Source organism: Lagierella massiliensis (assembly GCF_001407835.1).
Taxonomy (GTDB): domain Bacteria; phylum Bacillota; class Clostridia; order Tissierellales; family Peptoniphilaceae; genus Mediannikoviicoccus; species Mediannikoviicoccus massiliensis.
Map to the genome: position 1 here is coordinate 220,439 of NZ_CYUO01000005.1, position 24,660 is coordinate 245,098.

The 24,660-nt window shown below is 34.6% G+C and carries 21 protein-coding genes and 1 tRNA gene; 17 read left to right on the plus strand and 5 right to left on the minus strand.

The window, feature by feature from the left end:
- Window positions 1-194 precede the first annotated feature (194 nt).
- The 3 genes from serS to BN2746_RS04700 all read left to right on the plus strand — a co-directional run bounded on the left by serS (window position 195) and on the right by BN2746_RS04700 (window position 2,813).
- Entirely contained in the window at window positions 195-1,466 is a 1,272-nt protein-coding gene (serS, locus tag BN2746_RS04690; protein WP_055078681.1) for a serine--tRNA ligase, read from the plus strand.
- An 87-nt stretch (window positions 1,467-1,553) separates the two neighbouring features.
- Window positions 1,554-2,738 carry a D-alanyl-D-alanine carboxypeptidase family protein gene (locus BN2746_RS04695; protein WP_055078682.1) on the plus strand — a complete coding sequence of 395 codons (1,185 nt, stop codon included), beginning with the start codon at window positions 1,554-1,556 and terminating at the stop codon, window positions 2,736-2,738.
- Window positions 2,738-2,813: transfer RNA gene (locus tag BN2746_RS04700), tRNA-Arg, on the plus strand. Before BN2746_RS04695 ends, BN2746_RS04700 begins: the two co-directional genes overlap by 1 nt.
- 159 nt (window positions 2,814-2,972) lie before the next feature.
- Here the strand turns inward: BN2746_RS04700 and rd are convergent.
- Complete coding sequence (gene rd, locus BN2746_RS08850) at window positions 2,973-3,134, minus strand: rubredoxin (protein WP_077064930.1); 162 nt, start codon at window positions 3,132-3,134, stop codon at window positions 2,973-2,975.
- A 172-nt stretch (window positions 3,135-3,306) separates the two neighbouring features.
- On the opposite strand from rd, the gene BN2746_RS04705 reads away from it, so the two are divergent.
- The 5 genes from BN2746_RS04705 to BN2746_RS04725 all read left to right on the plus strand — a co-directional run bounded on the left by BN2746_RS04705 (window position 3,307) and on the right by BN2746_RS04725 (window position 8,875).
- The gene (locus BN2746_RS04705; RefSeq protein WP_055078683.1) at window positions 3,307-3,687 is read left to right on the plus strand and encodes an ATP-binding protein; all 381 of its coding nucleotides are present in this window, start codon (window positions 3,307-3,309) and stop codon (window positions 3,685-3,687) included.
- 73 nt (window positions 3,688-3,760) lie between these two features.
- Window positions 3,761-5,590 carry a translational GTPase TypA gene (typA, locus tag BN2746_RS04710; protein ID WP_055078684.1) on the plus strand — a complete coding sequence of 610 codons (1,830 nt, stop codon included), beginning with the start codon at window positions 3,761-3,763 and terminating at the stop codon, window positions 5,588-5,590.
- Window positions 5,591-5,796: 206 nt separating this feature from the next.
- Window positions 5,797-7,467, plus strand: a complete 1,671-nt coding sequence (locus tag BN2746_RS04715) for a formate--tetrahydrofolate ligase (RefSeq protein ID WP_055078685.1) — start codon at window positions 5,797-5,799, stop codon at window positions 7,465-7,467.
- 11 nt (window positions 7,468-7,478) lie between these two features.
- Entirely contained in the window at window positions 7,479-7,799 is a 321-nt protein-coding gene (locus tag BN2746_RS04720; RefSeq protein WP_077064931.1) for a YerC/YecD family TrpR-related protein, read from the plus strand.
- A gap of 182 nt (window positions 7,800-7,981) precedes the next feature.
- Complete coding sequence (locus BN2746_RS04725; protein ID WP_055078686.1) at window positions 7,982-8,875, plus strand: hypothetical protein; 894 nt, start codon at window positions 7,982-7,984, stop codon at window positions 8,873-8,875.
- Window positions 8,876-9,137: 262 nt separating this feature from the next.
- Here BN2746_RS04725 and BN2746_RS09005 read toward each other — a convergent pair whose 3' ends face one another.
- From BN2746_RS09005 to BN2746_RS04740, 3 genes are read right to left on the minus strand one after another with little or no spacing between them, the layout of a single operon-like run.
- A complete protein-coding gene (locus tag BN2746_RS09005; protein ID WP_148445367.1) occupies window positions 9,138-9,293 on the minus strand; it encodes a methyltransferase in 156 nt (51 codons plus the stop codon).
- 18 nt (window positions 9,294-9,311) lie between these two features.
- On the minus strand, window positions 9,312-9,917 hold the full coding sequence (locus tag BN2746_RS04735; protein WP_055078688.1) for a methyltransferase domain-containing protein: 606 nt from the start codon (window positions 9,915-9,917) through the stop codon (window positions 9,312-9,314).
- An 11-nt stretch (window positions 9,918-9,928) separates the two neighbouring features.
- Complete coding sequence (locus tag BN2746_RS04740) at window positions 9,929-10,222, minus strand: ArsR/SmtB family transcription factor (RefSeq protein ID WP_055078689.1); 294 nt, start codon at window positions 10,220-10,222, stop codon at window positions 9,929-9,931.
- A gap of 109 nt (window positions 10,223-10,331) precedes the next feature.
- Between BN2746_RS04740 and BN2746_RS04745 the strand changes: the two genes are divergently transcribed.
- Entirely contained in the window at window positions 10,332-10,706 is a 375-nt protein-coding gene (locus BN2746_RS04745) for a hypothetical protein (RefSeq protein WP_055078690.1), read from the plus strand.
- Window positions 10,707-10,766: 60 nt separating this feature from the next.
- Here the strand turns inward: BN2746_RS04745 and BN2746_RS04750 are convergent, their stop codons facing one another.
- On the minus strand, window positions 10,767-11,765 hold the full coding sequence (locus BN2746_RS04750) for a lipoate--protein ligase (RefSeq protein WP_055078691.1): 999 nt from the start codon (window positions 11,763-11,765) through the stop codon (window positions 10,767-10,769).
- 280 nt (window positions 11,766-12,045) lie between these two features.
- Here BN2746_RS04750 and secA point away from each other — a divergent pair, with 280 nt between their 5' ends.
- The 8 genes from secA (at window position 12,046) to BN2746_RS04790 (ending at window position 24,609) form a co-directional block, all read left to right on the plus strand.
- Window positions 12,046-14,769: a preprotein translocase subunit SecA gene (secA, locus tag BN2746_RS04755; protein ID WP_055078692.1), complete on the plus strand. Its 2,724-nt coding sequence runs from the start codon at window positions 12,046-12,048 to the stop codon at window positions 14,767-14,769.
- A protein-coding gene (gene prfB / locus BN2746_RS04760; RefSeq protein WP_148445370.1) for a peptide chain release factor 2 occupies window positions 14,770-15,877 on the plus strand; the annotation gives its coding sequence in 2 pieces (ribosomal slippage) (window positions 14,770-14,841 and window positions 14,843-15,877; 1,107 coding nt in all).
- 33 nt (window positions 15,878-15,910) lie between these two features.
- Entirely contained in the window at window positions 15,911-18,010 is a 2,100-nt protein-coding gene (locus BN2746_RS04765) for a Tex family protein (protein WP_055078693.1), read from the plus strand.
- 965 nt (window positions 18,011-18,975) lie between these two features.
- Window positions 18,976-19,905, plus strand: coding sequence for an ABC transporter permease (locus tag BN2746_RS04770; protein ID WP_055078694.1), 930 nt, complete (start codon window positions 18,976-18,978; stop codon window positions 19,903-19,905).
- 1 nt (window position 19,906) lies between these two features.
- Complete coding sequence (locus BN2746_RS04775; RefSeq protein ID WP_055078695.1) at window positions 19,907-20,932, plus strand: ABC transporter permease; 1,026 nt, start codon at window positions 19,907-19,909, stop codon at window positions 20,930-20,932.
- Window positions 20,933-20,939: 7 nt separating this feature from the next.
- Window positions 20,940-21,947: an ABC transporter ATP-binding protein gene (locus BN2746_RS04780; RefSeq protein ID WP_055078696.1), complete on the plus strand. Its 1,008-nt coding sequence runs from the start codon at window positions 20,940-20,942 to the stop codon at window positions 21,945-21,947.
- Window positions 21,934-22,908 (plus strand): ABC transporter ATP-binding protein, encoded by a 975-nt coding sequence (locus BN2746_RS04785; RefSeq protein ID WP_055078697.1) that lies wholly within the window; start codon window positions 21,934-21,936, stop codon window positions 22,906-22,908. Before BN2746_RS04780 ends, BN2746_RS04785 begins: the two co-directional genes overlap by 14 nt.
- Before the next feature lie 21 nt (window positions 22,909-22,929).
- Complete coding sequence (locus BN2746_RS04790; protein WP_055078698.1) at window positions 22,930-24,609, plus strand: peptide ABC transporter substrate-binding protein; 1,680 nt, start codon at window positions 22,930-22,932, stop codon at window positions 24,607-24,609.
- Window positions 24,610-24,660: the final 51 nt, after the last annotated feature.

Consider the following 24,660-nt stretch of genomic DNA (forward strand, 5'->3'; position numbering starts at 1 on the left):
AGTAGGTAGGAATGCTTTTTAGAGAATGACTGGTTGGTGCAAAGTCATATGCTGAACTATTGAATCCGTCTTGGAGTCAAGCCAAATTAAGAGACTTTTGTAATTAGGGTGGCAACGCGGGTAATCTCGTCCCTTGGTGGAACGAGATTTTTTTATACGCAATATTAAAAAAATAGTTTATTTGAGGAGGAGTTATGTTAGATATTAAGAGGATTAGAAATAACAAAGATGAAGTTATTAAGGCTCTTTCTACAAGAAGAGGAGACTTTCCAATTGAAAAGGTAATACTTCTTGATGAAAAGAGAAGGGAAATCATAGCTGATGTTGAAAGCAAAAAGGCAGAACAAAATCGAATTTCTAAACAAGTTCCTATGATGAAAAAAGAAGGCAAAGATACTACTGAAATATTTGCTCAAATGAAGGAACTTTCTAATAAAATTAAGGAAATGGATGAAGATGTTAATGATCTTGATGAAAAAATAAAAGAACTTCTTCTTTCAATTCCAAACACACCACATGAATCAGTTCCTATTGGAAGCGATGATACTGAAAATGAAGAGATGAGAACTTGGGGTGAACCAACTAAATTTGATTTTGAACCTAAAGCTCACTGGGACATTGGAACAGATTTAGATATTTTAGATTTTGAAGCTGGATCAAAGATTTCAGGAAGCAGATTTTCTGTTTTTAAGGGAATGGGTGCAAAACTTGAAAGAGCATTGTTAAACTTTATGATAGATCTTCATGTTGATAAACAAGGTTATAAAGAAGTTTGGGTTCCTGCACTTATCAACAGAAAGTCAATGTTTGGAACTGGACAACTTCCTAAGTTTGAAGAGGACATGTTCTATGTACCACAAAAGGATATGTATTTAGCTCCAACTGCAGAAGTACCTGTAACAAATTTACTCGCTGATGAGATTGTTGATGGAGAAGAATTACCAATTTATTACACTGCATACACCCCATGCTTTAGAGCAGAAGCTGGATCTGCAGGAAGGGACACCAGAGGTCTTATTCGTAACCACCAATTTGACAAGGTTGAAATGGTTAAGTTTGTAAAGCCAGAAGACTCTTTTGATGAACTTGAAAAATTAACTGACAACGCAGAAGAAGTTTTAAGACTTTTAAAAATTCCATATAGAGTTGTAAAGTTATGTACAGGGGACTTAGGATTTAGTTCAACCATGACCTACGATGTGGAAGTGTGGATGCCAAGTTATGGAAGATTTGTAGAGATTTCTTCATGCTCAAACTTTTTAGATTTCCAAGCAAGACGTGCAAATATAAAATATAGAGATGAAAACAAAAAGGTTCAATACCTTCACACCCTTAATGGATCAGGCCTTGCAATTGGAAGAACTTTTGCAGCCATTTTAGAAAACTATCAAAATGAAGATGGTTCTGTAACAATTCCAGAAGTTTTAGTAGAGTATATGGGAAATTGTAAAAAAATAGAAAAATAATTAAAAAATAGTCCTTTGATAAGGGCTATTTTCTTTGCTTTTGCTCCCTTTATGATATAATATAATATATTGAAATTGGGAGGAAATATGAAAAAGAGGGTTTTATCATTAGTCTTAGCTTTTATGTTACTTGTCCCACAAGTTGCATTTGCAGAGTCTCCACTTCACTTTGGTCCAAGAACCAAGGGCTATATGATTTTAGATTATGATACAGATAGCTTTATAAGTGGAAACAATATGGACGAAGAAGTTTACATTGCAAGTATTACAAAGCTTATGACATATATTATAGTAAAAGAAAAGATTTCAACAGGAGAACTAAAAGTATCCGATGTTGTAAAAATCACAAAAGACATGGCTCAAGTACCAGGTTCTTCAATGCATTTACAGGAAGGTATGGAAGTAACTGTAAATGATTTACTTGAAGGACTTATTGTAGTTTCAGGAAATGACGCTGCATATACATTGGCAGTTAGAGTTTCAGGGGATGAAAAGAGTTTTACAAATCTTATGAATGAAAAGGCAAAGGAAATTGGACTTGAAAAAGCGAATTTTATAAACTCAACAGGACTTCCAGAAGGAGATAACGAAAATTCAATGACAGTAAGAGATGTTTATAAGATGTCAAAGTATGTTCTTGATACCTATCCTGAAATTATTGAACTTTCATCAATGACAAGATATGTAAATACAAAATACAAGATAGATAAACCAACAACAATTCCACTTGTTGGTATAGAACCGGGAGTTGACGGACTTAAAACTGGAACCACAGACCTTGCAAAATATTGTGTAATATCCACATTCAGACCACTAAAGAACGAAACATTAAAAAATGAAAGATTTTTAGCAGTTATAATGGGTGCGGGGAGCCCACAGGATAGACAGAAAATAGTTGGAGAGATCGTAGATTATATTTCCAGAAACTACGTTAATGGGCCGATTATAGATAATGAAAAAGTTTACCAAAAGATATATGTAAACTCAATTGATAAGGGATATATAGACATCTACCCAGAGACAGATCAAAAGGCCGTTTACGATAAAAATAACAACTTTATTGTTGGACAGAAGTATCAAATTACAGAAAGCGGACCTTTCAAAGCAGGAGACAAGGTTGGGGTATTGAATATTACTGGTAATAATGGTAAAGTATATGATGTTGACTTAGTTGTTAGACAAGATTACAACAAAGCGAGTTTTTCAGTTAGACTTAAAAGACTCGGTAGAGATATTCGTCTGAGAACAAAAAGTCTGCTAAATATATATTAGCCCCCATAATTAAGCAGGATATAATACTCCCCTCCTAAGGGAGATTCACTGGTTCGAGTCCGGTTGGGGGTGCCATATTCAAAAGCTCTTTATAGAGCTTTTTTTATGTGGATTTTATTTTAAGATGACATATACAAAAAATTCAATTCACATATAACGTCAGTTATCTAAGAAAAACAAAATTATATAAAAATCAGAAATTAAAAAAGAGAGGAAACATCCTCTCTTTGTCTTTTATTCTTCAGGTTCAAATTGATCTTTACTTGCACCACAGATAGGGCAAACCCAATCTTCTGGAAGATCTTCAAAAGCTGTACCTGGTTCTATTCCGTTATCTACATCTCCTTCTGCAGGATCATAAATATGACCACATGGTTGACATACATATCTTTTCATCTAAGACACCCCCTATTTTTTTATAGTCAATATATTTATACCCAAACTTATTCTTTTAAACAACCTTTGAATATTTTTTGTGAATTTAAAAGTATTAAAAATAGAATTGAAAATTTTTTCCATTGTGTTATTTTAAAAACTAATTGGGTAATTATTAAGTAGGTGGTAATATATGTACAGATTTGATGAAACTGCAAAGGGGACCATGGAGAATATCAATGATATGACCATGCGTTTTATGGGAGATATAAGCAATTATTTACAAGATGAAAAAACACTCTACGATTTGAGACTTATAGTTACAGAGCTTATGGTAAATGGAGTTAGACATGGCAATATGGAAGACTTCAATAAACTTATTCGTTTATATGCTGTGTTATCTGACAATAAGGTAACTATAAAGGTAAAGGATCAAGGCAAAGGCGTGAAAAGGCACAGCTATAGTTGTACAGACTTTACAAAGACGAATGGTAGGGGACTTTTTATAGTGGAACACATTGCAGATAGAATAATATATAATAAAAACGAAGTAGTTGTGGAGCTACAAGTATAGAATTAGCCCACAGCTATTTATTTTGTTCTTCTTTATGGTATAATTTCAAAGGATAAAGTAAGGAAGTGTTTTAATGGCAAATAAAAAAAATATAAGAAATGTTGCAATAATAGCCCATGTTGATCATGGTAAGACAACTTTAGTAGACGGACTATTGAAAACTGGCGGTGTTTTCAGAGAAAATCAAACTGTTCAAGAGAGAATTATGGACAGCAATGATATTGAAAAAGAAAGAGGAATAACTATCCTTTCAAAGAATACCGCTGTAGATTACAAAGATTATAAGATAAATATTATCGACACACCAGGTCATGCGGACTTCGGGGGCGAAGTTGAACGTGTGCTAAGTATGGCGGACGGAGTTGTACTTGTTGTAGATGCATTTGAAGGTCCAATGCCACAAACTAAATTTGTACTAAAAAAGGCATTCGAATTAAATTTACCTGCAATAGTATGTATCAATAAGATAGATAGACCTGAAGCAAGACCAGAAGAAGTTGTAGATGAAATATTGGATTTGTTTATTCAGCTTGATGCAGGAGAAGAATATTTAGATTCACCTATAGTATATGCATCTGCAAGACATGGTTTTGCCCGTGAAGAATATGATGGAAATGACGATGGTGATATGTCATATCTTTTGGATAAGATTATTGAGTACATTCCAGAACCTAAGGGAGATGTTTCTGAACCATTTAGACTTATGATTTCAACAACTGATTACAATGATTATGTTGGAAGAATTGGTATTGGTAAAATTGACTCTGGTACTATTAAAGTAAATGATAGAGTTCATATTTTAAATTATTACGACAAGTCTGTTGACAAGAAGGTAACCATTACAAAGATATATGAATTCCAGGGGTTAAACAGAGTCGAAGTAGAGTCTTCAACAGCAGGTAATATCATTGCAGTTACAGGAGTTGAAGGAATAAACATAGGAGACACAATCTGCGATCTTGAACATGGAGACCCAATAGCGTTTACAAAAATTTCAGAACCAACCCTTGCAATGAACTTTTTAGTAAATGACAGTCCATTTGCTGGGCGAGAAGGAAAATTTGTTACAAGTAGACAAATTAGAAATAGACTTTTTAAAGAACTTGAAACAGATGTTAGTTTGAGGGTTGAAGAAACTGACTCAACAGACGCTTTTAGAGTCAGCGGTAGAGGAGAACTTCATCTATCTGTGCTTATTGAAAACTTAAGAAGAGAAGGATTTGAATTTCAAGTTTCAAAACCACAAGTTCTTTACAGAGAAGAAGATGGAGTTACCTTAGAACCAATTGAAAGAGTTACGATAGATGTAGACGAAGAATACGTAGGTTCTATTATAGAAAAGCTTGGTATGAGAAAAGGAGAATTAATTGATATGAAGCCTTCAAAAGGTGGATACACAAGACTTGTTTTTGACATACCAACGAGAGGTCTAATAGGATATAGACAAGAATTTATTTCCACAACCAAAGGCACAGGAGTAATAAATTCGGAACTTAAAGAGTATGCAAAAAAGAAGGGTGAAATACCAGGAAGACCTACAGGTTCTCTTATAAGCTTTGAAACAGGAGTAACATCTGCCTATGGTTTAAATGCAGCTCAGGAAAGAGGAGTTCTTTTTGTAAAACCTGGAGAAGATGTATATGAGGGTATGGTTGTAGGAGAAAACCCGAAAGGACTTGATATAGAAGTTAATGTTTGTAAGAAGAAGGCACAAACTAACATTAGGTCATCTGCAGCAGATGAAGCTTTAAGACTTTCTCCTCCAAGAATATTAAGTCTTGAAGAATTATTAGAGTTTATTGAAGAAGATGAGCTTATAGAAGTAACACCTGTGAGTCTTAGAATCAGAAAGAAGATATTAAACTCAGAACTTAGATACAAATCTAAGAAAAATAAAAATTAATTCTTTATTTTGTAAAACTTGCTTTTTCAAGTATAATAAGTATGTAGATATTAAACCTATTTTTTTAACAAATTAAAGTGCGAGACTTTAATCTACAAACTGATTAAAGTCTATATTATCGGGTAAATAAATTAAGAATAGCTTTTAGTAAATTTTACTAAAGTTCTTAATACTAAAAAACAAATCATATAGGAGGTTATTTATTGATGAAAACAGATGTACAAATAGCTCAAGAAGCTAAGATGGAACCTATAGTTGAAATTGGAAAGCGTCTCGGTCTTGAAGAAAAAGATCTTTACCTTTATGGAAACTACAAAGCAAAATTAGACTTAGGACTTTTAGAAAAATATAAGGATAAAGAAGACGGAAAACTAATCCTTGTAACTGCTATAAACCCAACACCAGCAGGAGAAGGAAAGACAACAGTAAACGTAGGACTTTCAATGGGACTTAACAGAATTGGTAAGTCAGCCATCTCAGCACTAAGAGAACCTTCACTTGGACCAAGCTTTGGTATAAAAGGTGGAGCAGCAGGTGGTGGATATGCACAAGTAGTTCCAATGGAAGACATCAATATGCACTTTACAGGAGATTTCCATGCTATTACAACAGCAAATAATCTAATCTCTGCACTATTAGATAACCATATGCAACAAGGAAACGAACTTGGAATAGACCCAAGAAGAATCCTTTGGAAAAGAGTTCTTGATATGAACGATAGAGCACTAAGAAATATAGTTGTTGGACTTGGTGGTAGACCAAATGGAGTACCAAGAGAAGATGGTTTTGATATAACAGTAGCTTCAGAAATCATGGCTATACTATGCTTGAGTACAAGTCTTGAAGACTTAAAAGAAAGAGTTGGAAATATCTTAATAGCATACACTTATGATAAGAAACCAGTTTATGCTAAGGATATCAAGGCTCAAGGAGCTGTAGCATTAATAATGAAAGATGCTATAAACCCTAACCTTGTACAAACTCTTGAAAATACACCAGCAATTCTTCATGGTGGACCATTCGCAAACATTGCCCATGGATGTAACTCAGTAGTTGCAACAAAACTTGCTATGAAGTTAGCAGACTACACAGTAACAGAAGCAGGATTTGGTGGAGACTTAGGAGCAGAAAAATTCTTTGACATTAAATGTCGTCTTGGTGGAATCACTCCAGACTGTACAGTTATCGTAGCAACAGTAAGAGCATTAAAACATCACGGTGGATGTGAAAAAGATAAATTAGGTGAAGAAAACCTTGAAGCACTTGAAAAAGGATTTGCAAACTTGGAAAGACATATTCAAAATATGCACAAGTTTGGTATTCCATGTGTAGTAGCAATTAACCGTTTCCCAACAGATACAGAAAAAGAATTAGAATTACTTGATAAATTAACAGAAGAATCAGGTACAGAAGCAATTCTTGCAGAAGTTTGGGCAAAAGGTGGAGAAGGTGCAGAAGACCTTGCTAAGGCAGTAGTAAAGAAGATTGACGAAAACGAAAATAACTTCCACTTCTTATATGAAGAAGATATGACTATTGAACAAAAGATAGAAAAGATAACAACTGATATATACGGTGGAAATGGAGTTGAATTCACTTCAAAAGCTAAGAAAAAATTAAAAGAAATATCAGAACTTGGACTTGATCATTATCCAGTATGTATGGCTAAGACACAATATTCATTCTCAGATGATCCTAAACTTTTAGCAGCACCATCAGATTTCCACATAACAGTTAGAGATTTAAGAATTTCAAGAGGAGCAGGTTTTATAGTTGCTCTAACAGGAGATATAATGACAATGCCAGGACTACCTAAAGTTCCTGCAGCTAACAACATCGACGTATTAGAAACTGGCGAGATTGTTGGATTATTCTAAGGAGTGATATTTTGAGTAGCGAGTCTAGGCTTAAGAGCAAACAAATAGATGATTTCTTTGATGCGGTAATGATGCTTAAAAATAGAGAAGAATGTTATAAATTCTTTGAAGACGTATGTACAGTAAGAGAGCTTCATTCAATAACACAAAGACTTGAAGTTGCAAAACTTCTAAAAATCAGAAAAACCTATAATGAAATAGAAAAAGAAACGGGAGCTTCAACAGCTACTATCAGTAGAGTAAACAGAAGTCTAAACTATGGAGCGGAAGGCTATGAACTTGTTCTAGATGAGCTTATAAAAAGAGACTTAGAAGCAAAACGAAACAAATAAGAACAAAAGGATCTTGGAAACAAGGTCCTTTTTCAATTTGAATTTATCTCTTTTAGGCAAAAATGTACAGAGATATAAAGATGTAAATGAACTTATCGGTGCTTTTTTAAGGAAAGTGTGGACAAGGCTTATTTAGCTTTTAATCTTAAAAGGTGATAGAATTAGTAAAAGGAGATAATACTATGAAAAATAAAAAAAGTTTATCAGTTTTAATTATTTTATTGCTTCTAATATTCATGCCAAATACTGCTATGGCGGATATGGGACCAAAACCATCTGTTAATATTAAAGTAAATAATTTAAAAAAAGATCAAGAAGTATACATAACCCTACTTTCGAAGGAAGAATCAACAGGACCGTTTTCGAAAGATACTGAACTGCAAAATCATGAAGATTATTTAGAAGATGGATTTAATAAATTCAAATCCATAGAAGATAGGGATGGATATTATTTTTTAGGAAACTTAGATTTGCTTAAAGGTAATGGCACATATTCATGGTCCTATTATCCACCGGAAAATTTTAAAATCGCACTTTACTTTCCAGATGAAAATCTTGTACTAATATCAAAACCATATAGTCGCTATGCCTTTAATTCAAATTTTAAACTGAATTATAATGATTTGGATTTAAAAGATGAAGTATATTATTTTGACAATGAAATAGAAGTGACAAAGTACAGGGAAATAAATAAAGAGATAAAAAGTTTCTTACTAAGACTTGTCTTAACGATAATCATAGAATATTTAGTAGCTTTGGCAATGTTTAGACCAACAAAGTATCAGACAGAGCTAATAATAAAGACAAATGTACTTACTCAGATTTTACTAAACTTAGCTATAAGCTTGATATTGTATTTTTATGGCTTTCTTGCATTTTTTATAATATTCATACCATGTGAAATAGCGGTGTTTATAATTGAAGGAGTTATTTACAAGAGAAGACTTAATCAAAACTTACCAGAAAATAAAAAACCTGCCATGCCTATGTTATATTCCTTTATAGCAAACTTACTTTCAGCAGGAGCAGGATATTATTTAGTAAGATACTTTGAATTTTTTAACAATATGTTGTAAGGCAGGAGTATTTCGACTGCAAAATTCTTTTGATTTTTTTCGCTTAAGATGTCATGACGGGAGTGTAGCACTTCCACTAATAGTGCCGATAGGCACAGTAAGGAAAGCCTTAGCTTTCCTACTACTTTATAAAAGGGGTCTTGGGGATATCCCCAAGTCGTTGGGAGGTAAAGGGGGTTCCCAAGGGGGATAGGAACCGTACGAAACGGTTCCTTTTCACCCTTGGTTGATTTTTCATGGAAAGTTTTAAAACTTTCCACCCCTATTTAAACGCCGTTATTGTTGAACTTCTTATATAGTCTTTCAAATTAACTTCTGTAATTCCCCACTTTGCAGCGTATTCATCAGTAACATCTTTTGTATCAATATCTATGTTTACAAATCCTGCATTTTTGAGAATTTCTATTAACCTGTCCAAGGTTACTGAGCCTGCAACTCATGTTCCATACATCTTAGGATTGTCTAATACTGACTGAGGGAGTGGCTTTGCTTGAGTTATATCAGAAATTCCAATTCGTCCTCCCTTTTTAAGAACTCTATGGATTTCGTTATAGACCTGTTGCTTTTGAGTGGACAGATTTATAACACAATTTGAAATAACAATATCCAAACTATTGTCTGCTACAGGAAGGTATTCTATTTCTCCAAGGCGAAAGTTTACATTATTAAATTTTCTTTTCGTACCAATATATCTTGCCTTTTCAACCATATCAATACTTGAGTCAACGCCTATTACATAACCATTTTCACCAACAGCTTTTGCAGCGATGAAAACATCAAAGCCTTTACCACATCCAAGGTCAAGTACAGTTTCACCAAGGACTGGTTTTGCTTTTTCATGTGGATTACCACAGCCAAGACCCATATTCGCTTCTTCTGGTACTGAATCCAGCTGCTCTTTTGAATAACCAAGCGCCTTATTAAGTTCATTTGAATCTACATTTGTCTTTTTCTTTCCAGTTGCGATATCGGTATAAAAATCTCTAACGGATTTTCTTATTTCACTTTCATCCAAAGTTTTTTTATTCTTATCTTTGTTCATTATTTTCACCTCTAACATTCGCTTCTTCTTTTATTCGAGAATTTTAAATTATTCACATAAGATTTGAAATCTTCAAAAACATCTTTATTTATCCTATAGTAGGACCATTTGCCAACCTGTCTAACCTTAACCAAGCCACACTCAAGCATAATCTTCATATGATAGGACAGGGTTGATTGAGATATGTTTAAATATTCTAATAATTCACATGCACATAGCTCTCCATCTCCAAGGTAGTTTAAAATATTTAGTCTATTTGAATCAGAGAGACATTTAAAAATTAAAAGTAATTGCTTTTCTTTCATTATTACACCTCACATTGATAACTATCGATACATTTATTATAAATCTCAAATCGACAGTTGTCAATGTGATAGTGAAAATATATAATTAATTCAAATTTAGGAGGTAAAAATGAAAAGAATAATTACTTTAATAATTGGAATAGTGATTGTGCTTTCAGCAATTTTTTATTTTAAAAGAGATAACACATCTACTATAACTTTCTATAATAAAACCGAAGAGAGCATAGAAAATTTTGAAATAAAATATAGCAGTGAAGATAGCTGGGAAAAAGTTGGAGAGATTAAGCCAAGGGGGAAGTTAAAAATAAAATCAGATCCGCCAGAAAATTTTCAAGAAGGTACTGTGGATTTAAGATATTTTGATAAAAATGGCAATGAAAAAGTAGAAAATATAGTGGGATATACTGAAAAGTTGTCAAAGTTTCATGTCAAAGTTGAAATTTTATCAGTGAAAGATGGAGTTTTCAAAATTGAAATAAAATAAAAAATAGAAGGAAGAGGTTAGTAATTTAATTGAATAATTTCTAACCTCTTACTTTTTAGATTATTGGAAAAATAAATCTGCGATTTCTTCAGCGCTGATATTTCCGAAGTAGTCTTCTAAGTTGAAACCTTCTAAGATTTCTTTTACCTTTGATTTTTTGTAGTCTACTCCTTCGATCTTTTCTCTAATTTCTTCAACATCTTCCTTGCCGAAAAAGTCTCCATTTATATGAAGATTTTTAATTTTACCGTTGTCAAGGTCGTAGGCAAGTTCTACAAATCCTGCTGGGAATTTTTTGTATTGAGCTACTTCTCCAACTGGTTTTTTACCGTAATTCCAAGCAGGAATGGAAAATCTTGAATCATAGATTTCTTTTACTCCTTGAAGCTCTTCTTCTGAAAGAACATATTCTTCTGGTTCTTGATCGAATTGTTTGAAGATTTCCTTTAGCAATATTGCTTTGAAATCTTCTGTTGAAAGGCTTTTATCTTCAAGGTATGGAGCTATATTTGTAACTCTTGCCTTTACGGATTTAACTCCCTTTGATGCAAGTTTTTCTTTTCTTACGTTAAGTGCCTTTGCAAGTTCTTCTAATTGAACATTGAAAAGGATACAACCGTTTGAAAGAACTCTATGGTTATAAACTGACTGGCTTGATCCGATACATTTTTTTCCGTCAATTGTTATATCGTTTCTACCTGAAAGCTCCGCGTCTATACCAATTGCTTTTAATGCGTTTACAATAGGGATATAGTATTGTTTGAAGTCAATTCTTTCATGGCCTTTTGTCTTTGTTACGAAGGAAAAGTTTAAGTTTCCAAGGTCGTGGTAAACTGCACCCCCTCCAGTGATTCTTCTGCAGACCTTTAGATTATGTTCATTAACATAGTCTTCGTTTATTTCTGCATATGCGTTTTGGTTTCTACCTATGATTATTGATGGATCGTTAATCCAAAGATATACATACTCTTCTTTATCCAACGGCAAATTTTTAAAGATATATTCTTCAAAGCTCAAATTATAGTATGGGTCGTTGGAATGTGATTCTAAAAATTTCATTTATCTACCTCCTATTATCATTATAATATAATAAAGGAGTAAATACATCTATTATTGTTTTTTTCAAGCATATAGCTATGAAATTATTGACTTTCATTATATAATAAAGGGTAGTGAAATTATAAACAAATTTTGAAATAGCTTTTTGTCTTAGATTTAAATAAATTTAAAAGATTTCACAAAGGTGGGGTCTTTTTTATTTAAATGTGTAAATTTCAAAGTTTATTTGAATAATAGAGGATAAATGTGTTAAAATTAACCGTGGATAATGAGGTGTAATATGGAACTATTTAAAAACTTATTCTCAATGGGCTCTAAAAAAGAGGTTAAAAAAATTGAACCTATAATAGATAAGATTGAAGCCCTTGATGAAGAAATGCAAAAACTCAGTGATGAAGAGTTAAAAAACAAAACAGTTGAATTTAAAGATAGATTGGAAAAGGGTGCTACATTAGATGACCTTTTAGTTGAAGCTTTCGCAGTTGTAAGGGAAGCGTCCTTTAGAGTTTTAGGTATGAAACAATATAGGGTACAGCTAATTGGTGGTGTCATCCTTCACCAAGGTAGAATTGCGGAAATGAAGACAGGTGAAGGTAAAACACTTGTTGCAACATTACCAGCTTATTTAAATGCCCTTACCGGCGATGGCGTTCACATCGTAACTGTAAACGACTATCTTGCTAAGCGTGATATGGAGTGGATGGGAAAGGTTCATGAATTTTTGGGACTATCTGTTGGATGTATAATCCATGGGCTTGATAACGATGAAAGAAAGAAAAATTATAACTGTGATATCACTTATGGTACTAATAACCAATTTGGTTTTGACTACCTTAGAGACAACATGGTTATATACAAAGAAGATCAAGTTCAAAGAGATTTAAACTATGCAATAGTGGACGAGGTTGACTCTATTCTTATAGACGAAGCGAGAACTCCACTTATAATTTCTGGTATGGGTGATGAGTCTACTGATATGTATGTTAGAGCGGACAGATTTGTACGAACCCTTACTGGTAGAATAATTGATCCTAACGAAGAAAAACAAGATATTTTCGATAAAGAAATAAAGGAAGAAAAAGTCGACTTTGTAGTTGACGAAAAGAAGAAAACTGCATCCCTTACTGAAAAGGGGACTGCAAAGGCAGAAAAGTATTTTGGACTTGAAAACCTATCTGACGTTTCAAACATGGAGACAGCTCACCACATAAACCAAGCTTTAAAAGCACATCATACAATGAAAAACGACATTGACTATGTGCTTAAAGACGGCGAAGTTTTAATAGTTGATGAGTTCACAGGTCGTATTATGGAAGGTAGAAGATATTCTGATGGTCTTCACCAAGCCATTGAAGCAAAGGAAGGGGTTGCAGTTCAATCTGAATCCAAAACCCTTGCAACAATTACATTCCAAAACTATTTCAGAATGTATAACAAACTTTCAGGTATGACCGGTACTGCAAAGACTGAAGAAGATGAGTTTTCTGAAATTTACAATATGGACGTTGTGGAAATTCCTACAAACAAACCTGTAATAAGAGAAGATAACCACGACAGAGTATATATAAATACAGATGCAAAATATAGAGCCATAGTTGATGAGGTTAAGAGGGTTCATGAAACAGGACAACCTATACTTGTAGGTACTGCATCAATTGAAGTTTCTGAAATAATCTCAAAACTTCTTAAAAAAGAAGGCATCCCTCATGATGTTCTTAATGCTAAGCAACATGAGAGAGAGGCAGAAATTGTAGCACAAGCTGGTACTTTTGGTAAAGTTACCATTGCAACAAACATGGCAGGTCGTGGTACGGATATTATTCTTGGGGGTAACCCAGACTTTATGGCTAAGCACGATATGAAAAAGCAAGGCTATGCAGACTATGTGCTTGAAGCTTTAGATTCCTTTGTGGAAACAGATGACGAGGAAATAAAAGCGGCAAAAAATGTATATCACAATCTTTATGAAAAATATAAAAAACAAACCGATGAAAATGCAAAAAAGGTACTTGAAGTAGGAGGACTTTACATCTTAGGTACTGAAAGACATGAGTCAAGACGTGTAGACAATCAGCTTAGAGGTCGTTCTGGAAGACAAGGAGACCCTGGTAGTTCAAGATTCTTTGTGTCTCTTGAAGATAATCTAATGAGACTTTTCGGTGGGGAAACAATTCAAAAATTTGCTGAAAGAGGAGACTTCCCTGAAGACGAACCATTAGAGTTCAAACCAGTAACAAAGGCAATTGAAAGAGCGCAAAAGAAAGTTGAAGTTAATAACTTTGGTATTCGTAAACACGTTCTTCAATACGACGATGTTATGAATGTTCAAAGAAAAATAATCTATGGGGAAAGAGAGAGAGTTCTTCAAGGGGAAAACATGAAGGATTACATTCTTGAAATGTTGCATGAGATAATCTCCCTTGCTGTAGATAACTTCACTCAAGGTGGAGACAAACCTGAAGACTGGGATATGGAAGGACTTATTCTATATTTAAAATCAGCATTTATGCCTGATGGCTACCTTGACTTCTCTGACATGAGTGGTTGGAAGAGAACGGACCTTAAAAATTATCTCACTGAAAGAGCTGAAAAAGCCTATAACGATAAAGAAGCAGAAATTGGCTCAGAGAGATTTAGAGAGATAGAACGTGTTATCCTTTTGATGGTGGTTGATAGAAAGTGGATGGATCACATCGACGCAATGGATCAACTTCGTCAAGGTATCGGACTTAGGTCCTACGGTCAACAAGACCCAGTAAGAGCGTATAACGAAGAGGGCTTTGGTATGTTTGAAGAGATGAACCACTCAATCAAAGAGGACACATTAAAGGGACTATTCAATGTTAGACCTGTTGAAGAAATAGAGAGAAAACAAGTGGCTAAGGAAACAAAAACATCTGAAGACCAAGTAACAGTTGTTAAGGGTAAGAAGATTGGAAGAAACGATCCATGTCCATGTGGAAGCGGTAAGAAATACAAAAAGTGTTGTGGAAGGAATGAATAGATGGACACGTATATTGTAAATGAAGAGATAAAAGATTTGTCCAATGACTTAAAAGAAGTCGGAGACTCTCTTTGACTTGCCCACCCTTAGAAAGGAACTAAAAGATTTAGAAAGTAAAACCTTGGAGGAAGACTTTTGGGACGATAGTGAAAATGCCCAAGAGATTTTCTCTAAGATTAAAGATATAAAAGATAGCATTGGGGAATATGACAATATAAATAATGAGCTTGAAGACTTAAAGACACTAATTGAACTTGTTCGAGAAGAAGAGGCGCCAGAGTATGACAATGAAATTGAACAGAGAATACAAAGGCTTCGAAAGAAACTGAACAAGGTAAAGCTCAAGACCATGTTAAGTGGCGAGTATGACAAAAACAACGCCATATTTGCCATAAACTCTGGTGCTGGTGGAACAGAGGCACAGGATTGGACGGAGATGCTTCTTAGAATGTACACCAGATGGATTAGTGAAAAAGGATATAGCTACACAGTTCTCGACTACAATCGTGACACTGAAGGTGGAATAAAATCTGTAACCATCATGGTTAAGGGAACCTATGCCTATGGTTATTTAAAGTCTGAAAAGGGTGTTCATAGACTCGTTAGAATTTCTCCATTTGACTCAAACAAAAAAAGACATACTTCCTTTGCATCAGTGGACGTATATCCCGACATTGACAATCACAATGAAATTGAAATCGACATGAACGACCTTCGCATTGACACTTACAGATCAAGTGGTGCAGGTGGTCAACATGTTAACACCACCGACTCTGCCGTGAGAATAACCCATATACCAACTGGAGTTACGGTGCAATGTCAGTCGGAGAGAAGTCAAATCACAAATAGGGAAACTGCAATGAATATGCTAAAGGCAAGACTTATTGCAATAAAGGAAGAAGAAAACAGAGAAAAAATTGAAGATATTCAAGGAAAGTACAATAAAATAGCATGGGGTTCACAAATAAGGTCTTATGTATTCAATCCATATTGCCTTGTAAAAGATCATAGGACCAATTATGAAACCGGAAATATACAGGCAGTTATGGACGGGGAACTGGACGATTTTATTGACGAATATCTAAAGATGAAAGCAATAGATAAATAGAGCACGAGGGTGCTCTTTTTTATGAGGTGGATTTTGAATATAGATTTAAAAATAGCAAACGAATTAAATATTACCGAAAAGCAAGTAAAAGATACGGTAAAACTTATTGATGAAGGAAATACAATTCCATTTATATCCCGTTATAGAAAAGAAGTTACGGGAAATTTATCAGACGAACAGCTTCGTCAACTGGAAGAACTTTTGAAATACCAAAGGTCACTAAATGAGAGAAAAGAAGATGTAATAAGACTCATTGACGAACAGGGCAAGCTTACAGAAGAATTAAAAGAAAAGATTGAAGCTGCAGAATTACTTAAGGAAGTTGAAGATTTATATCTTCCATATAAACAAAAAAAGAGAACCAGAGCAACACAGGCACGTGAACGTGGACTTGAGCCACTATCAGACCTAATGATGGATGAAAACTCAACCGAGGAAGACTTCAAGACGCTTTCAAAAGAGCTTATAGATGAAGAAAAAGAAGTTCTAACAGAAGAAGATGCGATAAATGGAGCAATGGACATAATTGCAGAAACTGTTTCAGAGTCCATCGAGTTTAGAGAGATACTTAGACACTCTGCCAAAGAAAGTGGAGGAATAGAGTCTACACAAAATGGCGAAGACGAAAATAAAACATATGAAATGTACTATAACTTTTTAGAAAGACTTAAACATCTAAAACCCCACAGAATCCTTGCACTTTTTAGAGGAGAAAAAGAGGGAGTACTAAAGTTAAAGTTTGACCTAAACGATGAGTACAATATTAAAAAGATATTAGAGACCTATTCCTATCTTAGGGACAAAGATTACTATAAATACATTGAAGAAGCTGTGATTGACGGCTATAAAAGACTATTACTTCCATCAATCGAAACAGAAGTTAAGAACGAACTAAAAGAAAAGGCGGATAGGGAGTCCATAAAAGTATTCGGTAAGAACCTAAAGCCATACCTAATGCAACCACCAATTAAAGAATCTGTTGTAATAGGACTTGACCCAGGCTATAGAACTGGATGTAAAGTTGCAGTAATCTCAAGCCATGGTAAGGTGTTAGACTATACTACAATCTATCCTACAAAACCAAGAGAAGACATTGCAGGGTCAAAGAAAGTTTTAAAAGATTTAATTGAGAAACATGGAGTAAATCTAATTGCAATAGGAAATGGTACTGCGTCAAGGGAAACAGAAAACCTCGCATCAAGTTTAATTGAAGAGATGAATAGAAAAGATTTGTTTTATACAATCGTAAACGAAGCAGGAGCTTCCATATATTCAGCGTCAAAACTTGGACAAGAGGAGTTTCCAGACCTTGATGTAACCATAAGAGGGGCTATTTCAATTGCAAGAAGAATACAAGATCCACTGGCAGAACTGGTAAAGATAGATCCGGAACATCTTGGAGTTGGACAATACCAACACGATGTAAACCAAAAGGAATTAAAAGAAACCCTTTCAAATGTGGTAGAAGACTGTGTAAACTCCGTTGGAGTAAATGTGAACACCGCATCACCTTCACTTTTAAATTACGTTTCTGGAATTTCTAAATCAGTTGCAAAAAACATTGTGCAATATAAAGAAGAAAATGGTCCATTTAAAAATAGAAAGGAACTTAATAAAGTAAAGGGTCTTGGACCAAAAGCATTTACACAATGTGCCGGATTTTTAAGAATTCCAGAGTCAGAAAATATTTTGGACAATACGGCAGTACATCCAGAGAGCTACGAAATCGCAGAAAAACTTTTAGAAAGAGATCTTAACAAAGTGCAAGTGTCAAGAGTTTCAAAAGAACTTGGAATAGGAATTCCAACATTGGCAGATATTTTAAAAGAACTTAAAAAACCAGGGAGAGACCCGAGAGACGAAATGCCAAAACCAATCCTTCGCTCCGACGTACTTTCAATAGACGACTTAGAAGAGGGGATGATATTAAAAGGAACGGTGCGAAATGTAGTTGACTTTGGCTGCTTCGTCGATATTGGAATAAAAAATGATGGACTTGTTCATATTTCACAAATGTCCCATAGCTTTATAAAACATCCATCAGATGTGGTGGAAGTATCAGACATAGTGGAAGTGAAAATAATAAATATAGATAGAGATACAGGAAAAGTAGGACTAAGCATGAAATTATAAGGAGAACCGAGGGGTTCTCCTTTAACTTTTCCTGGGTGTATTTGTAGGGTTTCGACCTACGAAATGAAGCACCCTCGCTCTGTCATACTGAGCGAGTCGAAAAATCCCTTCTTTCTTCCCTCGAAACGTTAGATCCTTGCTCTGTCATCTTGAGCGAAAAAATTCCGAAGGAATTTTGTAGTCGAAAGATCTCGTGAACTTTCTATCAGAAAGTTCACGCTAAAGCTTATTGAATTATTTTGTAGGGTTATGCCCTACGACCTTTTTATTTCTAATAGAATTTCAATTTTATTCCACCAAGGGGGAAAAAGGAACCGTTTCGTACGGTTCCTATCCCCCTTTAAAACCCCCTTACCTCCCAACGACTCGGGGTAACCCCGAGACCCCTATGTGAGTATGGAAGAAAATCTTTTGGATTTTCTTTTGGTTTTATATTTGTATTTTGTAGTTTTCATCTTTCATAGGAATGATAGCCCCCGTACTGTCATTCTGAGCGGAAAAATTTTTGAAAAAATTTTGGAGTCGAAGAATTCTTGACCTAACAGAAGACGAAGTCTTCGTCGTAGGTCAAATGTCGATCTCGTTTCACTTTTCGAAGAAAAGTTTCGGAAGAGGACCTTGTTTATTTTTTTAAAAGTATTTAGGCGATCATAAAATTTATTTTGTTTTACGTTTCTAAAATTTAAATCTTTTTTATCTGATTTGATGATTCTACTTTTATTCTTATTGTTCTAACTTTATATATTTTCTTTTAAAATCGCAAAAAATTACAAAAAATTTGATAATTTTAAAAAAATAAAATAAAAAAATATTAAAATTTTCAAGAAAAATTTTACGCAAAGCCCTTATGAAATCGTTACAAATAGCTACATATCAACACTTAACACTTTAAAACTTTATTAATGTAAAATGCTTGCAATTTATATTAATAAAGTGTATAATTGTACAAAATAAAGGAGGTCATTATGGCAAAGTATATTTTAAAGAGAATTTTACAAGCTATTGCCGTTTTGTTTTTGGTGACTTGTATTACATTCTTCTTAATGAAGCTGGTACCCGGTTCACCATTTGCGAGTGAAAAAACTCAGTCGCCGGAAGTACTTGAAGCTTTAAACAGAAAATATGGATTGGATCAGCCTAAGCTTGTCCAATTGAAAAAGTTTATTACAAATGCATTAAAAGGAGAGTTTGGTGTATCTTTAAAAATGCAAAAGGACAGACCGGTAATGGATATATTAAAAGAAATGTTTCCAACAAGCGCAAAGCTTGGTCTTCTTTCTCTTTTATGGGCAACTATAGTTGGGGTAACCTTGGGAAGCCTTGCAGCTTATCATAGAGGAAGAAAATTGGATTCTATCTTAAGGGTACTAACAACTATTGGTATATCCGCTCCAGGTTTCGTAGTAGCAACTCTTTTACTTTTACTTTTTGGAGTTAAGTTAAAGGTGTTACCAACTATGGGATTAAATGGTTTCAAATCTTATTTGATGCCTTGTTTCTCACTTGGATTTTATCCAATGTGCTATATCGCAAGACTTTCAAGATCTTCAATGCTTGATGCAATGGGTCAAGATTATATAAGAACTGCAAGATCTAAAGGTGTTAGTGAAGGAAAGATACTTTTTAAACATGCGCTAAAGAATGGTTTTATTCCAGTTCTTACATACTTGGGACCGCTTACTGCAGGAATAATTACAGGTTCTATGGTAGTTGAGTCAGTTTTTTCAGTACAGGGACTTGGAAGGTATTTTATAAACTCGGTACTTAACAGGGATTATCCAATTATAATGGCAACCACTTTATTCTTTGCAGCCCTTGTAATTTTTATGAACATGGTGGTTGATATCCTATATAGATTTATAGATCCGAGAATTGATTTGTCGAAGGGAGATTGATATGGAAAATTTTCTAAATTTAAACTCTAAATTTAAGTTAGAGGAATATGAATTTAAAGAAGATGACTTTGAACTTGCATCTTCTGAAGCAAAAGAAAGCTTCATGACCAAGGCTCCCTCAACATCCTATTTTCAAGATGCATTAAGGCGACTTAAAGAAAACAAAATCGCCATGGTGTCCTTGGGATTTATAATAATTGTATTTATATTTGCTTTTATTGGACCCTACTTTGTAGAGGGAGATTACACTACTCAGTTTAGAGGAGATGAAAATTTATTCCCATGTGCAAAGTATCCTTTTGGTACTGATAAGTTAGGACGTAACATAATGGTTCGTACAATGTATGGTACAAGGGTTTCACTTATTGTAGGATTATTCGCCTCACTAATCGTGCTTATTATAGGAACAATTTATGGTTCCATATCTGGATACTTCGGAGGAAAAGTAGATGCAGTAATGATGAGAATACTTGATTTAATTTACTCAATCCCCGATGTATTAGTAGTAATTTTACTTTCCATAGGTATTTCACAACCGATGAAGTCCTATGTAAATAGTTCCACATCCGCCTTTGCAAAAAAGGTTGGGACTCTTGGACCAGCGCTTATCTCAATATTTATAGCCTTTGGATTGCTTTATTGGGTAGGTATGGCAAGGATTATAAGAGGCCAAGTGCTTATGCTTAAGAAACAAGAATTTGTTACTGCGGTGGAAGCCCTTGGTGGTTCAAGAAAGAGAATTATAAAAAGGCATTTATTCCCAAACTGTATTGGTCAAGTTATTGTAATGACTGCAATGCAAATACCATCTGCCATATTTTTGGAATCATTCCTTTCCTTCTTGGGAATTGGTGTTTCAGCACCAATGACATCCCTTGGAGCCATGGCAGCGGATGCCCTTGGAGGAATTTACTCCTATGCATATAGGTTAATAATACCTTCACTGATACTTAGTTTGATGATACTGGCATTAAATTTATTTGCTGATGGATTAAGAGATGCCTTAGATCCGAGACTTAAAAAGTAGGTGTGATATGGAAAATAAAGTAATTGGAAAAGAAATTTTAAAACTTGAAGATCTTGCTATTTCCTTCTACACACCTGTTGGTGAAGTTAAGGCTGTGGATGGAATAAGCTATACACTTCATGAAAACGAAATAATGGGAATTGTTGGGGAATCAGGCTCTGGAAAGTCCGTTGAATCCTATGGAATAATGGGATTATTACAATCCCCAGGTAAGGTAAAGTCAGGCAAGATAATGTATAAAGGACAAAATGTATTGGATTTTGATAAGAAGGAAATGAGAAATTTCAGAGGAGCTAAGTGCTCTATGATATTTCAAAATCCAATGACCTGTTTAAATCCTGTATATACGATAGGAAACCAGCTTATGGAGGCGGTGTTAGTTCACAAAAAGATAAGTAAGGAGGAAGCCTACAAGAAGGCGGTTAAAATGCTTGAACTTGTAGGTATCGCAAACCCTGAGAGGAGAATGAAACAATATCCTCATGAACTTTCTGGTGGTATGAGACAGAGAGTTATGATTGGAATGGGTCTTATATGTGAGCCAGATATTCTAATTGCAGACGAACCTACAACTGCACTTGATGTAACAATTCAAGCTCAAATACTTGAACTTATAAAAGAGATTCAAGAAAAAAACAATATGTCAGTAATCTTTATAACTCATAACTTGGCAGTTGTGGCTCAAATTTGTGACAGTGTATCTGTAATGTATGCAGGAAAAATTGTAGAACAGGGAAGTGTAGATGATATATTTTACAATCCAAAGCATCCTTACACAAAGGGACTTTTAAAATCTATGCCAAGGATTGATGATAATAAGGGAGAAAAACTTGAAAGTATTGAAGGAACTCCTGTTGATATGTTGAATCCACCAAGTGGATGTGGATTTTCAACAAGGTGTGAGCACTGTATGAACATATGTCTTAGAAAAGAACCACCGATGCTTGAAATGGGCGAAGGACATAGATCAAAGTGTTTCCTACATTTAAAGGAGGTAGCAAATGGAAGACAATAAATTACTTGTTTGCGATAATATTGTAAAACATTTCACCGTTAAGGAAACATTTAATAAAAATGCAACAGTTCATGCGGTGGAAGATGTCTCATTTTATATAAATAAAGGAGAGACACTTGGAATTGTTGGAGAGTCGGGATGTGGAAAAACCACTTTAGGAAGAACTGTGCTAAGACTTCACGAACCGACTGCTGGAAGGATAACTTATGATGGGGAAGTCATTTTTGACAGTGAAAAAAACATCAAGGTAGATATGTATCCTTATAGAAGGAAGATGCAAATTATCTTCCAAGACCCTTCAGCATCTCTTGATCCAAGGATGACAGTATCTGAAATTGTTGGGGAAGCTCTCGAAATACATGGGCTTTATAAGGAGAACAGAAGAGAGAGAATTTGTGAACTACTTAAGCGTGTTGGACTTAATCAGGAACATTCTAATAGATATCCCCATGAGTTTTCTGGAGGACAACAACAGCGTATTGGAATTGCAAGAGCTTTGGCAGTAGAACCTGATTTTATAGTCTGTGACGAACCAATTTCTGCACTTGATGTTTCAATTCAAGCGCAAATTGTAAATATGTTACAGGACATGCAGGAAGAACTTGGACTCACTTATATGTTTATTGCCCATGACCTTTCTGTAGTAAAACATATCAGCGATAGAATTGGTGTAATGTATTTAGGAAAGATGGTTGAGCTTGTGGACTCAAAGAGACTTTATGAAAATCCTCTTCATCCATATACAAAGTCACTACTATCTGCAATACCGCTACCAGATCCTAAAATTACGAGAAGTTTACAAAGAATAAAACTTAAAGGTGAAATTCCTTCCCCTATAAATCCACCAAAGGGCTGTAGATTCCATGAAAGATGTCCATATGCAAAGGATATATGTAAAGAAGTGGAACCGGAATTTAGAGAAGTTGAGGAAGGACACTTTGTAAGTTGTCATATCATATAATAAACAAAATAGGAGGAAAAAATGAAAAGAAAATTTAGATTTAAATTAATTGTACTTATGCTTAGTTTTGTAATGTTACTAAGTGCATGTGGAAACAATGGGCAGAACCAAGGAACTGGTGGACAAGCTGGAAGTGAAAACACAGCCTCAAATGAAGAAGCAGGAAGAGAAGATGGTGTATTTGACATAAACATTGCATCAGAACCTGAATCAATAGACCCTGCTCTAAACACTTCAGTAGATGGAGCAATAATGATATCCCAACTTTTTGAATCACTTATAAGATGGGATGACGACGGAAATGGAAATGCAGTATTAAAACCAGGTATTGCAGAATCATGGGATGTATCTGATGATGGACTTACTTGGACATTCCATTTAAGAGACGCTAAGTGGTCTGATGGAAAACCAGTAGTTGCAAATGACTTTGTATATGCATGGAACAGACTTGTAAATCCTGATACTGCTGCAGACTATGAATATATGTTAGACATGGTTAAGGGATATGATAGCGAAGACAAAAAACTTGACATCTCTGCACCTGATGACAAGACTTTCGTAGTTAATCTAAGTGTAAAATGTCCATACTTTGAAGAAATATGTGCTTTCCCTGCAGTAATGCCTGTAAGACAAGATGCAGTTGAAGGTTCAAAAACTTGGACAAACTCACCTGATACAATGATTGTAAATGGACCATTTGTACTTGAATCATGGCAACATAACCAAGTTATAGAAATGAAAAAAAATCCTGAATACTATGATGGTGAATCTGTAAAAGCTGAAAAATTAGCTTTCCATTTACAAGATGATCAAAACGCAATCTATGCATCATATAGATCAGGAGACTTAGACTTTATTAATTCTGTACCTCAAGAAGAAGTTCAAAAACTTTTAGATACTAAGGAACTTAAAGTACTTCCACAAGTAGGAACTTACTTTGTATGTTTCAACACTGAAAAAGAACCTTTTAACGATGCTAAAGTTAGAAAAGCATTCTCACTTGTAATAGATAGAGACTTTATTGTTAAACAAGTTACAGGTCAAGGTCAAGAACCTGCATCAGGCTATGTACCTTCAGGTGTATACGATGTTGATGGAGCAGAAGGCGATGACTTTAGAAAAACTGGAGGAGATTACTACTCAGTAAAAGTTGACGACTACGATAAAAATGTAGAAGAAGCTAAAAAGCTTATGGAAGAAGCAGGATATAAAGACGGTGAAGGATTCCCTCAAATAGAATACCTATACAATACAAATGATGGTCATAAAGCCATAGCAGAAGCACTACAAAATATGTGGCAAGAAAAACTTGGTGTACAAGTAACTCTACAAAACCAAGACTGGAACGTATTCTTAACAGAAAGAAAACAAGGTAACTTTAATATCGCAAGACATGGATGGATTGCAGACTACAACGATCCAATGTCCTTCATAGATATGTGGATAACTGGCGGAGGTAACAACGACGCACAATATAAGAATGATAAATTTGATGCACTTGTTAAAGAAGCAAAGGCTACTTCAGATCAAGCTGTAAGAATGGAAAACATGCACAAAGCTGAAGATATTTTAATAGGTGAAGATTCAGTTGTTGCACCACTTTACTTCTACAACAACTCCTATATGATGAAGCCAAATGTTAGTGGATTATACTATACTCCACTTGGATACTTCTTCTTCAAGGGAGTAAGTGGATTCTAAAACAAGTCAAATGACTCCTTTTTTGAAAGGGGCGGCTGTATAGCCGCTCTT

Coding starts and splice junctions, on each gene's coding strand:
- serS (WP_055078681.1), top strand. CDS start 195: ATGTTAGATATTAAGAGGATTAGAAATAACAAAGATGAAGTTATTAAG.
- BN2746_RS04695 (WP_055078682.1), top strand. CDS start 1,554: ATGAAAAAGAGGGTTTTATCATTAGTCTTAGCTTTTATGTTACTTGTC.
- rd (WP_077064930.1), bottom strand. CDS start 3,134: ATGAAAAGATATGTATGTCAACCATGTGGTCATATTTATGATCCTGCA.
- BN2746_RS04705 (WP_055078683.1), top strand. CDS start 3,307: ATGTACAGATTTGATGAAACTGCAAAGGGGACCATGGAGAATATCAAT.
- typA (WP_055078684.1), top strand. CDS start 3,761: ATGGCAAATAAAAAAAATATAAGAAATGTTGCAATAATAGCCCATGTT.
- BN2746_RS04715 (WP_055078685.1), top strand. CDS start 5,797: ATGAAAACAGATGTACAAATAGCTCAAGAAGCTAAGATGGAACCTATA.
- BN2746_RS04725 (WP_055078686.1), top strand. CDS start 7,982: ATGAAAAATAAAAAAAGTTTATCAGTTTTAATTATTTTATTGCTTCTA.
- BN2746_RS04735 (WP_055078688.1), bottom strand. CDS start 9,917: ATGAACAAAGATAAGAATAAAAAAACTTTGGATGAAAGTGAAATAAGA.
- BN2746_RS04740 (WP_055078689.1), bottom strand. CDS start 10,222: ATGAAAGAAAAGCAATTACTTTTAATTTTTAAATGTCTCTCTGATTCA.
- BN2746_RS04745 (WP_055078690.1), top strand. CDS start 10,332: ATGAAAAGAATAATTACTTTAATAATTGGAATAGTGATTGTGCTTTCA.
- BN2746_RS04750 (WP_055078691.1), bottom strand. CDS start 11,765: ATGAAATTTTTAGAATCACATTCCAACGACCCATACTATAATTTGAGC.
- secA (WP_055078692.1), top strand. CDS start 12,046: ATGGAACTATTTAAAAACTTATTCTCAATGGGCTCTAAAAAAGAGGTT.
- BN2746_RS04770 (WP_055078694.1), top strand. CDS start 18,976: ATGGCAAAGTATATTTTAAAGAGAATTTTACAAGCTATTGCCGTTTTG.
- BN2746_RS04775 (WP_055078695.1), top strand. CDS start 19,907: ATGGAAAATTTTCTAAATTTAAACTCTAAATTTAAGTTAGAGGAATAT.
- BN2746_RS04780 (WP_055078696.1), top strand. CDS start 20,940: ATGGAAAATAAAGTAATTGGAAAAGAAATTTTAAAACTTGAAGATCTT.
- BN2746_RS04785 (WP_055078697.1), top strand. CDS start 21,934: ATGGAAGACAATAAATTACTTGTTTGCGATAATATTGTAAAACATTTC.
- BN2746_RS04790 (WP_055078698.1), top strand. CDS start 22,930: ATGAAAAGAAAATTTAGATTTAAATTAATTGTACTTATGCTTAGTTTT.